General features: G+C 48.5%; 18 protein-coding genes. 16 read left to right on the top strand and 2 right to left on the bottom strand.

The features are described 5' to 3' along the window. Positions 1 to 51 precede the first annotated feature (51 nt). The 14 genes from DYA43_RS12790 to rplI all read left to right on the top strand — a co-directional run bounded on the left by DYA43_RS12790 (position 52) and on the right by rplI (position 9,024). On the top strand, positions 52 to 774 hold the full coding sequence (locus tag DYA43_RS12790; protein WP_020332638.1) for a helix-turn-helix transcriptional regulator: 723 nt from the start codon (positions 52 to 54) through the stop codon (positions 772 to 774). Beyond that, the gene (tusD, locus tag DYA43_RS12785) at positions 771 to 1,163 is read left to right on the top strand and encodes a sulfurtransferase complex subunit TusD (RefSeq protein ID WP_055453748.1); all 393 of its coding nucleotides are present in this window, start codon (positions 771 to 773) and stop codon (positions 1,161 to 1,163) included. Before DYA43_RS12790 ends, tusD begins: the two co-directional genes overlap by 4 nt. Next, entirely contained in the window at positions 1,160 to 1,516 is a 357-nt protein-coding gene (gene tusC / locus DYA43_RS12780; RefSeq protein ID WP_024374462.1) for a sulfurtransferase complex subunit TusC, read from the top strand. Before tusD ends, tusC begins: the two co-directional genes overlap by 4 nt. Positions 1,517 to 1,530: 14 nt before the next feature. Then, a complete protein-coding gene (gene tusB, locus DYA43_RS12775) occupies positions 1,531 to 1,806 on the top strand; it encodes a sulfurtransferase complex subunit TusB (RefSeq protein ID WP_020433616.1) in 276 nt (91 codons plus the stop codon). 183 nt (positions 1,807 to 1,989) lie between these two features. Beyond that, positions 1,990 to 2,364, top strand: coding sequence for a 30S ribosomal protein S12 (gene rpsL, locus DYA43_RS12770; RefSeq protein WP_014203960.1), 375 nt, complete (start codon positions 1,990 to 1,992; stop codon positions 2,362 to 2,364). A gap of 102 nt (positions 2,365 to 2,466) precedes the next feature. Then, entirely contained in the window at positions 2,467 to 2,937 is a 471-nt protein-coding gene (rpsG, locus tag DYA43_RS12765) for a 30S ribosomal protein S7 (protein ID WP_014203959.1), read from the top strand. 75 nt (positions 2,938 to 3,012) lie between these two features. Beyond that, entirely contained in the window at positions 3,013 to 5,109 is a 2,097-nt protein-coding gene (fusA, locus tag DYA43_RS12760) for an elongation factor G (protein WP_020332642.1), read from the top strand. Between the two features lie 107 nt (positions 5,110 to 5,216). Continuing rightward, entirely contained in the window at positions 5,217 to 6,401 is a 1,185-nt protein-coding gene (tuf, locus tag DYA43_RS12755; protein WP_061056950.1) for an elongation factor Tu, read from the top strand. A 286-nt stretch (positions 6,402 to 6,687) separates the two neighbouring features. Next, positions 6,688 to 6,876, top strand: a complete 189-nt coding sequence (locus DYA43_RS12750) for a (2Fe-2S)-binding protein (protein WP_020332718.1) — start codon at positions 6,688 to 6,690, stop codon at positions 6,874 to 6,876. Positions 6,877 to 6,945: 69 nt separating this feature from the next. Next, positions 6,946 to 7,422 carry a bacterioferritin gene (gene bfr, locus DYA43_RS12745; protein WP_020433766.1) on the top strand — a complete coding sequence of 159 codons (477 nt, stop codon included), beginning with the start codon at positions 6,946 to 6,948 and terminating at the stop codon, positions 7,420 to 7,422. A 196-nt stretch (positions 7,423 to 7,618) separates the two neighbouring features. Next, positions 7,619 to 7,987 carry a 30S ribosomal protein S6 gene (gene rpsF, locus DYA43_RS12740; protein ID WP_004723737.1) on the top strand — a complete coding sequence of 123 codons (369 nt, stop codon included), beginning with the start codon at positions 7,619 to 7,621 and terminating at the stop codon, positions 7,985 to 7,987. 8 nt (positions 7,988 to 7,995) lie between these two features. After that, the gene (priB, locus tag DYA43_RS12735; protein WP_086027247.1) at positions 7,996 to 8,298 is read left to right on the top strand and encodes a primosomal replication protein N; all 303 of its coding nucleotides are present in this window, start codon (positions 7,996 to 7,998) and stop codon (positions 8,296 to 8,298) included. A gap of 15 nt (positions 8,299 to 8,313) precedes the next feature. Further along, entirely contained in the window at positions 8,314 to 8,541 is a 228-nt protein-coding gene (gene rpsR, locus DYA43_RS12730) for a 30S ribosomal protein S18 (RefSeq protein WP_000090472.1), read from the top strand. A gap of 33 nt (positions 8,542 to 8,574) precedes the next feature. After that, entirely contained in the window at positions 8,575 to 9,024 is a 450-nt protein-coding gene (gene rplI, locus DYA43_RS12725) for a 50S ribosomal protein L9 (protein WP_020332714.1), read from the top strand. Between the two features lie 75 nt (positions 9,025 to 9,099). On the opposite strand, the gene DYA43_RS12720 is transcribed toward rplI, so the two are convergent. After that, a complete protein-coding gene (locus tag DYA43_RS12720) occupies positions 9,100 to 9,867 on the bottom strand; it encodes a DUF481 domain-containing protein (RefSeq protein ID WP_020332713.1) in 768 nt (255 codons plus the stop codon). A gap of 172 nt (positions 9,868 to 10,039) precedes the next feature. Between DYA43_RS12720 and DYA43_RS12715 the strand changes: the two genes are divergently transcribed. Both DYA43_RS12715 and alr read left to right on the top strand, forming a co-directional pair. Then, positions 10,040 to 11,449, top strand: a complete 1,410-nt coding sequence (locus DYA43_RS12715) for a replicative DNA helicase (RefSeq protein WP_020332712.1) — start codon at positions 10,040 to 10,042, stop codon at positions 11,447 to 11,449. Between the two features lie 13 nt (positions 11,450 to 11,462). Next, positions 11,463 to 12,548 carry an alanine racemase gene (gene alr / locus DYA43_RS12710; protein WP_061057242.1) on the top strand — a complete coding sequence of 362 codons (1,086 nt, stop codon included), beginning with the start codon at positions 11,463 to 11,465 and terminating at the stop codon, positions 12,546 to 12,548. A 10-nt stretch (positions 12,549 to 12,558) separates the two neighbouring features. Here the strand turns inward: alr and DYA43_RS12705 are convergent, their stop codons facing one another. Then, positions 12,559 to 12,978: a secondary thiamine-phosphate synthase enzyme YjbQ gene (locus DYA43_RS12705; RefSeq protein WP_061056949.1), complete on the bottom strand. Its 420-nt coding sequence runs from the start codon at positions 12,976 to 12,978 to the stop codon at positions 12,559 to 12,561. Positions 12,979 to 13,071: the final 93 nt, after the last annotated feature.

Here is a 13,071-nt window from a genome sequence, read left to right as displayed (position 1 = left end):
CTGATAAACTTACACCAATTTGTTGATTTTTCGTTCTAAGGTCAAAGTACAGTGACAACGACAGATACTATTAATGCCGATATGTTGCTTGAGATGGAATCCGTGCATGTGAAACCATTTACGGAGCATGACAAAGTAATTCTGCGCTCATACGAAGCCGTGGTGGATGGGATCGCCAGCTTGATTGGCCCTTTTTGTGAAATCGTTCTGCACTCGCTGGAAGATCTGAACACCTCGGCGATCAAAATTGCTAACGGCGAAAACACGGGCCGTCAGGTGGGGTCGCCGATCACGGATCTGGCGTTGAAGATGCTGCGTGATATTGAAGGATCGGAGCGAAACTTCTCACGTTCTTACTTTACGCGTGCCAAAGGCGGTGTACTGATGAAGTCGATCACGATTGCCATTCGCAATGGTGAGAATCGTGTGATCGGCTTGTTGTGTATCAACGTCAACCTTGATGCGCCTTTCTCTCAGGTCTTGCAATCGTTCATGCCAACTCAGGAAGCGCAGGAAGCCGCGTCATCAGTCAACTTCGCCAGCGATGTGGAAGAGTTGGTTGACCAAACGGTTGAGCGGACGATTGAAGAGATCAATGCGGACAAATCGGTGTCGAACAACACTAAAAACCGTCAGATCGTCATGGCGCTTTTTGATAAGGGTATCTTTGATATTAAAGATGCGATTAACCGCGTGGCGGATCGCCTCAATATCTCGAAGCACACGGTGTATCTCTACATCCGTCAGCGCAAAACTGAGGATGACGAAAAGTGAGCCTCACCTACACCTTATTGGTGAATGGGTCGGTCTACGGTACGCAGTCGGCGCGCAACGCTTATTTGTTTGCCAAGGCAGTGATAGAAAAAGGCCATACTCTCAAGAGCGTCTTTTTCTATCAGGATGGCGTACAAAATGGCTCGGCGCTCACTGCGCCAGCCAACGATGAGTTTGATTTGGTTAAAGCGTGGCAACAACTGGCTGAGCTGCATCAGGTGCGTTTGGAAACCTGTGTGGCAGCAGCGCTGCGCCGTGGTGTGGTAAGTCAGAGTGAAGCTGAGCAGCACCAATTGCCGGGCGCTAACTTGGCGGCACCGTTTGAGCAAACCGGGTTGGGTAGTCTGGCAGAAGCGCTATTAAGCCAGGACAGAGTGGTACAGTTTTGAAAAAAGTCGCGTTTGTATTTCATTCCGCGCCGCACGCCATCAGTGCTGGCCGTGAAGGTTTAGATGCGCTGTTAGCCGCGTCGGCGTACAGCGAAGATCTGGCGGTGTATTTCGTCGGCGAAGGCGTGTTGCAACTGGTCAAAGATCAGCAACCACAGTCGGTGCTCAGCCGTGATTACATCAGCGCGTTTAAGCTACTGGATCTGTATGACATTGAACAGCGCTTCGTGTGTGCCGCCAGCATGGCTGAGTGGGGATTGACTCGCGAGGATCTGCTGGTGGACGTTGAAAGTCTGGATCCGCAAGCCATCGGCTCGCAATGGCAGGCTTTCGATCAGATTGTTACCTTCTAATCACAGGAACGTTTGTGTTACACATTATTAAACATCCTCAGCAACTCGCGATCGCCAGTCGGTATCTTCAGCCGAATGACGCTATCGTGCTGGTCGAAAATGCGGTGTACGCAACGAGCGAACAATCGCCATTTTTTGGCTATTTCAACAACCACAATCCGGTTTATGTGCTCAAAGAGGATCTCGAGGCCAGAGGTTGGTTGAATCGTTGCGCGCAGAACATTCAGATTATGAATGTGGCTGATTGGGTCGAATTAACGGTTAATTACGACAAATCAATGAGTTGGTAGTGGTGGCCATCAGCTGTACACCACATTGTCCATCCTGCTTTTTCTACCCCGCAAAAAAGATCTGTATATTTCTTGACACACCTCTCACTGCTGCATAGAATTTTGCGTCCCTATTTGCGCAAAGTGCATTTGGGGCTAGATTTTTCACAAAGCTTACTTTCAAGTAAATTCAGGAGCTAGTTAATGGCAACTATTAACCAGTTGGTACGTAAGCCTCGTGCAAAGCAAGTTGCTAAAAGCAACGTGCCAGCACTAGAAGCGTGCCCACAAAAACGTGGTGTATGTACTCGTGTTTACACTACTACACCTAAAAAACCTAACTCAGCACTTCGTAAAGTTTGTCGTGTACGTCTGACAAACGGCTTCGAAGTAACATCGTACATCGGCGGTGAAGGTCACAACCTTCAAGAGCACTCAGTTGTTCTGATCCGCGGTGGTCGTGTTAAAGACCTTCCAGGTGTTCGCTACCACACTGTTCGTGGTGCACTTGACTGTGCAGGCGTGAACGACCGTAAACAAGCTCGTTCTAAGTACGGTGTGAAGCGTCCTAAGTCTTAATGGATTCCGTTAAGTAAGGCCAAACACTAAATTATTTTTTAATTTTTTGAAAAAACTGAAAAGTTTTGGATAAAACCTGAAGAAGACAACGGAGAATATTCCATGCCACGTCGTCGCGTCATTGGTCAGCGTAAGATCCTTCCAGATCCAAAGTTCAAATCTGAACTGCTGGCAAAATTCGTTAACATCCTTATGGTTGACGGTAAAAAATCTACTGCAGAAAAAATCGTTTACACTGCACTAGATGCTATGGCTGAGAAATCTGGTAAAGATCACTTAGCTGTATTTGAAGAAGCTCTTGAAAACGTTCGCCCAGCGGTAGAGGTTAAATCTCGCCGTGTTGGTGGTTCAACTTACCAAGTGCCAGTAGAAGTACGTCCGGTTCGCCGTAACGCACTTGCTATGCGTTGGTTGGTTGAAGCTGCGCGTAAGCGTGGTGAAAAATCTATGGCTCAACGCCTAGCTGCTGAAATGCTAGATGCGTCAGAGAACAAAGGTACTGCTGTTAAGAAACGTGAAGACGTTCACCGTATGGCAGAAGCGAACAAAGCGTTTGCTCATTACCGCTGGTAATACCTTCTGTGCTGCGAGGTTCTCTCGCAGCACATTTCTATTTTCTAAGGTGAACCTTAGTAAGAGGATACAATCGTGGCTCGTAAAACTCCTATTGAGCGCTACCGTAACATCGGTATCTGTGCTCACGTAGATGCAGGAAAAACAACCACTACTGAGCGTATTCTGTTCTACACTGGCCTTTCTCACAAAATCGGCGAAGTTCACGATGGTGCCGCAACCATGGACTGGATGGAGCAGGAGCAGGAGCGTGGTATCACCATCACCTCGGCTGCGACGACTACCTTCTGGCGTGGTATGGAAGCACAGTTCCAAGATCATCGCATCAACATCATTGATACCCCAGGACACGTTGACTTTACGATCGAAGTAGAGCGTTCTCTTCGTGTACTTGACGGTGCAGTGGTTGTGTTCTGTGGCTCATCTGGTGTTGAACCTCAGTCTGAAACTGTATGGCGTCAGGCAGACAAGTACCACGTTCCACGTATGGTATTTGTGAACAAGATGGACCGTGCGGGTGCAGATTTCCTACGCGTTGTAGACCAAATTAAACATCGTCTTGGTGCGAACCCAGTTCCAATCCAATTGAACATTGGTGCGGAAGAGGAGTTCAAGGGTGTCATCGACCTGATCAAGATGAAAGCCATCAACTGGAATGATGCCGATCAAGGCATGACGTTCACATACGAAGACATTCCGGCCGACATGCTCGAGCTTGCAGAAGAGTGGCGCAACCATCTGGTTGAAGCGGCTGCTGAAGCTAACGAAGAGTTGATGGAAAAATACCTGGAAGAAGGCGAACTGACTGAGCTTGAAATCAAGCAGGCACTTCGTCAGCGTACATTGAACAATGAAATCGTACTGGCCACTTGTGGTAGTGCGTTTAAGAACAAAGGTGTACAGGCCGTACTGGACGCAGTCGTTGAGTACCTGCCATCACCGGTTGATGTACCGTCTATCAAAGGTATCGATGAACGTGAGAACGAAGTTGAGCGTCACGCTGACGACAACGAACCGTTCTCTGCGCTGGCATTTAAGATCGCGACTGACCCATTTGTGGGAACGCTGACTTTCATTCGTGTTTACTCTGGTGTTGTGAATTCAGGTGATGCTGTCTACAACTCTGTGAAAGAGAAGAAAGAACGTTTTGGTCGTATCGTACAGATGCACGCAAACAAACGTGAAGAAATCAAAGAAGTTCGCGCAGGTGACATCGCAGCAGCGATCGGCCTGAAGGATGTGACGACAGGTGATACTCTGTGTGACCAGGACCATAAAGTGATTCTGGAACGCATGGAATTCCCTGAGCCGGTAATTCAGATCGCAGTAGAACCTCGTTCTAAGGCAGACCAGGAAAAAATGGGTATCGCGCTGGGTAAACTGGCAGCAGAAGATCCATCTTTCCGTGTCGAAACCGACAATGAAACCGGTCAGACTCTGATCTCAGGTATGGGTGAGCTTCACCTAGACATCATCGTTGACCGTATGAAACGTGAATTCAACGTTGATTGCAACGTGGGTAAACCTCAGGTTGCATACCGTGAAACCATTCGTGGCAAAGCGGAAGTAGAAGGCAAGTTTGTTCGTCAGTCAGGTGGTCGTGGTCAATACGGTCACGTATGGCTGAAGATTGAACCTTCTGAACCAGGCGAAGGCTTTGTCTTCGTTGACGAGATCGTGGGTGGTGCGATTCCTAAGGAATTCATCGGCCCGGTAGCGAAAGGTATCGAGGAGCAAATGAACAACGGTGTGTTGGCGGGCTATCCAGTACTGGATGTCAAAGCAACACTATTCGACGGTTCATTCCACGATGTCGACTCAAGTGAGATGGCGTTTAAGATCGCTGGCTCAATGGCATTCAAGAAAGGTGCGCTTGAAGCAAAACCTGTCATTCTTGAACCGCTGATGAAAGTTGAAGTAACCACTCCGGAAGACTGGATGGGTGATGTGGTCGGTGACCTGAACCGTCGTCGTGGCATCATCGAGGGTATGGATGAAGGTCCTGCTGGCCTGAAAATCATTCGTGCGCGCGTACCACTTTCTGAGATGTTCGGTTACGCAACTGACCTACGTTCTGCAACCCAAGGTCGTGCTTCTTACTCTATGGAGTTTTCTGAGTACGCCGAGGTGCCTAAAAACATTGCTGATGCAATTGTGGCAGAGCGCGGTTAATAATGAATCTATTGCGCTGACGAGAGTTGGCGCATAAAATAGCAATTTCTGGCGCGCCTTGAGTGTACGTGACTTAAGGCGAATCATAACTAGGAAGGAACACGATCGTGTCTAAAGAAAAATTTGAACGTACGAAACCGCACGTAAACGTTGGTACTATCGGCCACGTTGACCACGGTAAAACAACTCTAACTGCAGCAATCTGTACTACTCTGTCTAAAGTATACGGCGGTGCAGCACGTGACTTCGCGTCAATCGACAACGCTCCAGAAGAGCGCGAGCGCGGTATCACAATCTCTACTTCTCACGTAGAGTACGACACTCCAAGCCGTCACTACGCACACGTAGACTGCCCAGGACACGCTGACTATGTTAAAAACATGATCACTGGTGCTGCGCAAATGGACGGTGGTATCCTAGTTGTTGCTGCAACAGATGGTCCAATGCCACAAACTCGTGAGCACATCCTACTAGGCCGTCAGGTTGGTATTCCTTACATCATCGTATTCATGAACAAATGTGACATGGTTGACGATGAAGAGCTGCTAGAACTAGTAGAAATGGAAGTTCGTGAACTTCTGTCTGAATACGATTTCCCAGGTGATGACCTACCAGTTATCCAAGGTTCTGCACTAGGCGCGCTAAACGGCGAAGCACAGTGGGAAGAGAAAATCCTTGAGCTGGCTAAAGCACTGGACGAGTACATTCCAGAGCCAGAGCGTGCAGTAGACATGCCGTTCCTGATGCCAATCGAAGACGTATTCTCAATCCAAGGTCGTGGTACAGTAGTAACTGGCCGTATCGAGCGCGGTATCCTACGTGTAGGTGATGAAGTAGCGATCGTTGGTATCCACGACACTACAACCACTACATGTACTGGTGTAGAAATGTTCCGTAAACTGCTAGACGAAGGTCGTGCAGGTGAGAACGTTGGTGCACTACTACGTGGTACAAAACGTGATGAAGTAGAGCGTGGTCAAGTACTGGCTAAACCAGGTTCAATCACTCCACACACCAAGTTCGAATCAGAAGTATACGTACTGTCTAAAGATGAAGGTGGTCGTCACACTCCATTCTTCAAAGGTTACCGTCCACAGTTCTACTTCCGTACAACTGACGTAACAGGCAACATCGAACTGCCAGCAGGCGTAGAGATGGTAATGCCAGGCGACAACGTACAAATGGTTGTTGAACTGATCGCTCCAATCGCAATGGACGAAGGTCTACGCTTCGCGATCCGTGAAGGTGGCCGTACAGTTGGTGCTGGTGTTGTTGCTAAGATCATCGCTTAATCGATAATCTTACTGCGAACCTCGCATTAAAAAAGGGAAGCTTCGGCTTCCCTTTTTGCATTTCGGTTATAAAAAAATTTGCGGCAAAGAAAGTGAGATGCAAAGGCTTTAGAGATTAAACAAAGGGTTAGATTTACCTCTATTTCTTGCACTGAAGCTAAGTGATCCAGCCATCTGAATTCCGTGGTTCGATATAACGAAACGATCTTAATGAAGCATAAAACCAACTGGTAATAAGAACGATTCTTTTTTATAGTTCTGGCAACAATGATTTTGAGGTTGCAGTATGTACGTTTGTTTGTGTCACGGTGTATCGGATAAGAAGATCAAGAAACTTGCTCTGGAGCAGGGGATCACAGATATTCGCGGCATTAAACGTTGCACTGCGTTGGGTTCGCAATGTGGTAAATGCGTCAAGCAGGCGAAGGAGATCCTTAGCGAAACGATAGTCGTTCAGTATCAACAGGCCAGCTAAGCGCACGACCTTTTTGACACCTTCTCAATTGGTTCTACAGTTATAAGAGCCAAAGAGGAGGGCTTTGTCATGAAAGGTGATCCAATCATCATCCAACACCTGAATAAAATTCTCGGCAATGAACTGATTGCCATCAACCAATATTTTCTTCATGCCCGTATGTATAAAGATTGGGGCTTGAAACATCTCGCGGATAAGGAATACCACGAGTCCATCGATGAAATGAAACATGCAGATCATCTGATCGAACGCATTCTGTTTCTAGAAGGCATTCCTAACCTGCAAGATCTTGGCAAACTGATGATTGGGGAAGACACTAAGGAAATGCTGGAGTGTGACCTCAAGCTGGAGTTGGCTGCCATTCCGGATCTGCGCGATGCTATCGCTTATGCGGAAGATATTCGTGATTATGTGTCACGTGACTTGTTCCAAGACATTCTTGAAGACGAAGAAGAGCACGTTGACTGGCTTGAAACCCAACTCGGCCTGATAGAAATGACGGGCATCGAAAACTATCTTCAGGCGCAAATTGTCGACGAAGATTAACTGTAATCTAGCCAGCGTCATCCCCCGGCTCTGGCTGTTTTCCCTGCTTTTTCCGCGCTAATATTTCCCTTGCTAAAGCTGCTGTCTTTCTGTACTATTCCCGCTCCTTAATTCTCGGTCAATTATCATTAGTTCCTTGCTTCCTCTGGATGACCGGGCCAACTCTGGAAGCTGAATAATCCGTAAGGAGCAAATAATGCGTCATTACGAAATCGTATTCATGGTGCACCCAGATCAAAGCGAGCAAGTTGCTGGCATGATCGAACGTTACACTGGTTCAATCACTGAAGCTGGCGGTAAAGTACACCGTCTAGAAGACTGGGGCCGCCGTCAACTGGCTTACCCAATCAACAAGCTTCACAAAGCTCACTACGTTCTGATGAACGTTGAAGCTGACCAAGCTGTTATCGATGAACTGGAAACTGCTTTCCGTTTCAACGATGCGGTTCTGCGTAACATGATTATGCGTACTAAAGCTGCTATCACTGAACCTTCAATCATGCTGAAAGCTAAAGAAGAGCGTTCTAAGCGTGACGAAGCGAAATTTGAAGCAGACGCTGAGTAATTTCATTGATGACCAATCGAATGGAGTTAAGTGGTTCCATCGCTAAACCTCCGATTCGAAGCCAAAGCCCTTCGGGCATCGAACACTGCCGTTTCTGGCTAGAGCATCGCTCTACGGTGATCGAAGCTGACCTACCGCGACAGGTGTATTGCCGAATCCCGGTGGTTGTCAGTGGGCAAAGGTCAAAAGCGTTAACTCAAAATTTAGTACAAGGCAGCATCATTCAGGTAAGTGGTTTCTTGGCTTACCAAACCGGCCGAAATGGCGTGGGGAAATTGGTGCTACATGCCGACAACATTATCCAAATTTAGATCAGGAGATAGCCCATGGCTCGTTTCTTCCGTCGTCGTAAATTCTGCCGTTTTACTGCAGAAGGCGTACAAGAGATTGATTACAAAGACGTAGCAACTCTTAAGAACTACATCACTGAAGCTGGTAAAATCGTACCAAGCCGTATCACTGGTACTAGCGCTAAATATCAGCGTCAACTAGCTCGTGCAATCAAGCGTTCTCGCTACCTAGCTCTACTGCCATACACTGACAAACATCAGTAATTGGCACCGTTTATTAAGAAAGAGGATTAAGCAATGCAAGTTATTCTACTTGATAAAATCGGTAACCTAGGTGGTCTTGGCGATACAGTTAACGTTAAATCTGGTTACGCTCGTAACTTCCTTATCCCACAAGGTAAGGCAGTAATGGCAACTAAAGCTAACGTTGAAATGTTTGAAGGCCGTCGTGCTGAGCTAGAAGCGAAAGTTGCTGAGCAACTGACTGCTGCACAAGCTCGCGCTGACCAAGTTAACGCTCTTGAAGCAGTTGTTATTGCTTCTAAAGCTGGTGACGAAGGTAAACTGTTCGGTTCTATCGGTACTCGTGACATCGCTGACGCTATCACAGCGGCTGGTGTTGCAGTTTCTAAGAGCGAAGTTCGCCTACCTGAAGGCGCTCTGCGCAACACTGGTGAATTCGAGGTTAGCGTTCAACTTCACTCTGAAGTTTTCGCAACTGCGAAAGTACAGGTTGTTGCTGAGTAATTTCAGTATACAGACGAATCAAAAACACCAGCCTCGGCTGGTGTTTTTTTATGTCTGAAGAAAAGTAATCGCTTGTCAGAACAGAAAGATCAGGTTTACAGACAGTACGCTGTCGGCTTTGCTCATGCCGTCTGGTACACGGGTATGGTACTGGCGAGACTGGTTGATTTTGAGCGCGATATCGTCGGTGATGTTGTTGATTACACTCAGTTCTGAATCCAAACGGGTATTGCTTTCACCATTGACTAACGTCAGGTCGGCGGCAAACTTAAGCGATTTTAGTATCTGCCATTCGGTCTTCAAATTGCTGCGGAAAATCGGTTCCTGCACGATGTCAGGAAAGACGACGTCGGTCTTGTCAATCTCATCCAGATTCGGTTCCTGATATCGATAGCCGGGACCCAGTTCCAGTTCGACCAACAAACTTTCCGTATGCGTCACCTGATAACCCAGACCGCCAGATAAGGTGTAATCTTTAAAATAAGCACTGTAGCGTGAATCAATGCCTTTAAAGCTGCCGTACAAGTAGGTTTTGGGGCCAAGCTTGTAGTCGGTTTGCAATGAGTAGTTCGATTGGCGCTTATTCTCTTTACCGTTTTTATCCAACTTGTAAAAACGCCATTCGCCGTTGGTCCGGTGACGACCTTGAATGTATTCACCTTTCAGGCGGGTATTCAGAGACTCCGAACTGGTATTGCCGGTATGCGACTGGTAGCCGAATTCGACCTGACTACTCCAATGAGAAGAAGGTTTCTCGATGTCCTTATCGTTCTTGGGATCCTCGTTCGCATAGACGCTGTAGCTCGTCAACAGGCTAAGACTAAGAAGCCAGACTTTGGACACGCGTTACCTCTGATAAACGGGTTGAATCGTTGCATGATAAGCATCTGTTTGGCTAATTGGGTCATGTGACGGTTAATTCTGCTGTTGTTACACACAAACTTTCGCATCGTTAATTACAAATTACGGATTCTCGCTATAATGGACGGTCATAAAAGAGTTACCGAGTGAAGTCATGGCTGATCCCCGAACAGATAACCGAAACCGTAAACCTTCCGATGCGCAGGTCGATGCGATTAAAGTTCCTCCCCATTCCTTAGAAGCTGAGCAGTCCGTGATCGGCGGCTTGCTGCTGGATAACGAACGCTGGGACACGGTCTCTGAACGTGTATTGACATCGGACTTTTACAGCCGTCCGCACCGCCTGATTTTTGATGGTGTGAAGTCGATTCTGGATGCGGGTAAGCCACTCGATTTGATCACGCTGTCGGAATTTCTTGAGCAACGTGAACAGCTGGAAGACGTGGGCGGTTTTGCCTATTTGGCGGATCTGGCTAAAAATACCCCGAGTGCGGCCAACATTAACGCCTATGCGGAGATCGTGGCTGAACGTGCGCTGGTGCGCAATCTGATTGGTGTGGCGAATGAAATTGCCGATGCGGGTTACGATCCGCAAGGCCGCAGTTCTGAAGACCTGCTCGATCTGGCGGAAAGTAAAGTATTTGCGATTGCAGAAGCGCGCACCACCGAAAATGAAGGCCCACAGAACGTCGACAACATTCTGGAAAAAACGCTTGAGCGTATCGAGCTGCTTTATAAAACGCCGCAGGATGGTGTGACCGGGGTGAATACCGGCTTTACCGACCTCAACAAGAAAACGGCAGGTTTGCAGGGGTCTGATTTGATCATCGTCGCGGCACGTCCATCGATGGGTAAAACCACGTTTGCGATGAACTTGTGTGAAAACGCGGCGATGGAGCAGGAAAAGCCGGTGCTGATCTTCTCGCTGGAGATGCCCGCCGAACAGATCATGATGCGTATGCTGGCTTCCCTGTCTCGCGTCGATCAAACCAAAATCCGTACCGGTCAGCTCGATGATGAGGACTGGGCGCGAATCTCTTCGACCATGGGTATTCTCATGGAGAAGAAGAACATGTACATCGATGACAGCTCCGGTCTGACGCCGACCGACGTGCGCTCACGCGCGCGCCGTATTGCCCGTGAACATGGCGGTTTGTCGCTCATCATGGTCGACTACCTGCAGCTGATGCGTGTACCTGCGTTGTCGGATAACCGAACGCTGGAAATCGCTGAGATCTCCCGCTCGCTGAAAGCGCTGGCGAAAGAGCTGAATGTGCCAGTGGTGGCGCTGTCGCAGCTCAACCGCTCGCTGGAACAACGAGCTGACAAACGCCCGGTTAACTCGGACTTGCGTGAATCCGGCTCTATCGAGCAGGACGCGGACTTGATTATGTTTATCTACCGTGACGAGGTTTACCATCCTGACAGTGCGCTCAAAGGCACCGCCGAGATCATCATCGGTAAACAGCGTAACGGCCCTATCGGTTCTGTACGTCTGACCTTCCAGGGCCAGTTCTCCCGCTTTGATAATTATGCAGGACCGGCATTTGACGACGATGAGTAAAACGATGAGTTACATGAAAGCCGCGACGGCCTGTATTAACCTGGACGCTCTACAGCACAACCTGCAACAGATTAAGCAGCAAGCGCCCAACAGTAAATTGATGGCCGTGGTGAAAGCAAACGGGTACGGGCATGGTCTGCGTCATGTTGCTAAACATGCTTTAGGTGCAGATGCCTTTGGCGTGGCTCGTATCGAAGAAGCGCTGCAATTACGTGCCAGCGGTGTGGTTAAACCGATTCTGCTGCTTGAAGGGTTCTATTCAGCGGGTGATTTACCAGTTTTGGTGACCAACAATATTCAAACCGTGCTGCACTGCGAAGAACAGTTGCAGGCACTGGAAAGCGCCGAATTGGAAACGCCGGTGGTGGTGTGGCTGAAAATCGACAGTGGCATGCACCGTTTGGGTGTACGTCCGGAGCAGTACGCGCAGTTTGTGGAACGGTTGCATGCTTGCAACAATGTGGCGAAGCCACTGCGCTATATGAGCCATTTTGGTTGTGCCGATGAGCTGGATAAATCCACGACAAACGAACAAATTGAACTATTTTTGTCGTTGACTAACGGCTGTGAAGGTGAGCGCTCAATGGCGGCATCGGCAGGCTTGCTGGCGTGGCCGCGAAGCCAGATGGAATGGGTTCGCCCTGGAATCATCATGTACGGCGTGTCGCCCTTTGCTGACAAGAATGCTCAGCAGCTGGGTTATCAACCGGTGATGACTCTGAAATCACACCTCATTGCGGTTCGTGATGTGAAAGCCGGGGAGAGTGTCGGTTATGGCGCTATCTGGACCAGCGCACGTGACACCAAAATCGGTGTGATTGCGATTGGTTACGGTGATGGTTATCCACGCACGGCACCGAATGGTACACCCGTGGTGGTCAATGGTCGTATTGTGCCTTTGGCTGGTCGCGTTTCGATGGATATGCTGACGGTCGATCTAGGACCGGACGCCAAGGACAAAGTCGGTGATGAAGCCATTTTGTGGGGCAGTGAACTGCCTGTCGAAGAAGTGGCCAGCCACATTGGCACACTGGGTTATGAGTTAGTGACTAAACTGACCTCCCGCGTTGACATGTCATATTACGGAGCAGGCCGATAGGCCTGCTTTTTTATTCCCCTTGCAGCGTCGCAACCAGGCGGCGTTTGCCACCGTGGTCACGGTGCTCGCCTAAGTAAATGCCTTGCCATGTTCCCAAAGCTAAACGACCTTGCGAAATGGGAATCGTCACGCTGGAGCCGAGCAACGACGCTTTGATGTGAGCGGGCATGTCATCATCACCTTCGTAGGTGTGGACATAATACGGTGCGCGTTCGGGAACAAAGTGATTAAAGTGCTGTTCCATGTCCGAACGAACCGTTGGATCCGCATTTTCGTTGATGGTCAGACTGGCGGATGTATGTTGAATAAATAGATGTAGCAAACCGACAGAAATATCAGCCAACTGAGGTAATTGTTGTTCAATTTCATCAGTAATCAAATGAAAGCCTCGTGGATATGCACGCAGGTGAATTTGCTGTTGAGCCCACATTCTCATCTCTCCATAATCTGATTGGCAAACGGGCAGATAAACGCTATGGTTGGCGCCAAGTGATTGCAACACAATTGGGTAAACACTCGGCGT

This window comes from Vibrio fluvialis (genome assembly GCF_900460245.1).
GTDB lineage: Bacteria > Pseudomonadota > Gammaproteobacteria > Enterobacterales > Vibrionaceae > Vibrio > Vibrio fluvialis.
This window is presented reverse-complemented; position numbering and strand designations above follow the sequence as displayed.

Bases quoted from the DNA above. Each gene is read 5' to 3' on its own strand.
- rpsL (WP_014203960.1), top strand. From the start codon at position 1,990: ATGGCAACTATTAACCAGTTGGTACGTAAGCCTCGTGCAAAGCAAGTT.
- bfr (WP_020433766.1), top strand. From the start codon at position 6,946: ATGAAAGGTGATCCAATCATCATCCAACACCTGAATAAAATTCTCGGC.
- DYA43_RS12715 (WP_020332712.1), top strand. From the start codon at position 10,040: ATGGCTGATCCCCGAACAGATAACCGAAACCGTAAACCTTCCGATGCG.
- DYA43_RS12750 (WP_020332718.1), top strand. From the start codon at position 6,688: ATGTACGTTTGTTTGTGTCACGGTGTATCGGATAAGAAGATCAAGAAA.
- priB (WP_086027247.1), top strand. From the start codon at position 7,996: ATGACCAATCGAATGGAGTTAAGTGGTTCCATCGCTAAACCTCCGATT.
- rpsG (WP_014203959.1), top strand. From the start codon at position 2,467: ATGCCACGTCGTCGCGTCATTGGTCAGCGTAAGATCCTTCCAGATCCA.
- rpsF (WP_004723737.1), top strand. From the start codon at position 7,619: ATGCGTCATTACGAAATCGTATTCATGGTGCACCCAGATCAAAGCGAG.
- rplI (WP_020332714.1), top strand. From the start codon at position 8,575: ATGCAAGTTATTCTACTTGATAAAATCGGTAACCTAGGTGGTCTTGGC.
- DYA43_RS12705 (WP_061056949.1), bottom strand. From the start codon at position 12,978: ATGTGGGCTCAACAGCAAATTCACCTGCGTGCATATCCACGAGGCTTT.
- alr (WP_061057242.1), top strand. From the start codon at position 11,463: ATGAAAGCCGCGACGGCCTGTATTAACCTGGACGCTCTACAGCACAAC.
- rpsR (WP_000090472.1), top strand. From the start codon at position 8,314: ATGGCTCGTTTCTTCCGTCGTCGTAAATTCTGCCGTTTTACTGCAGAA.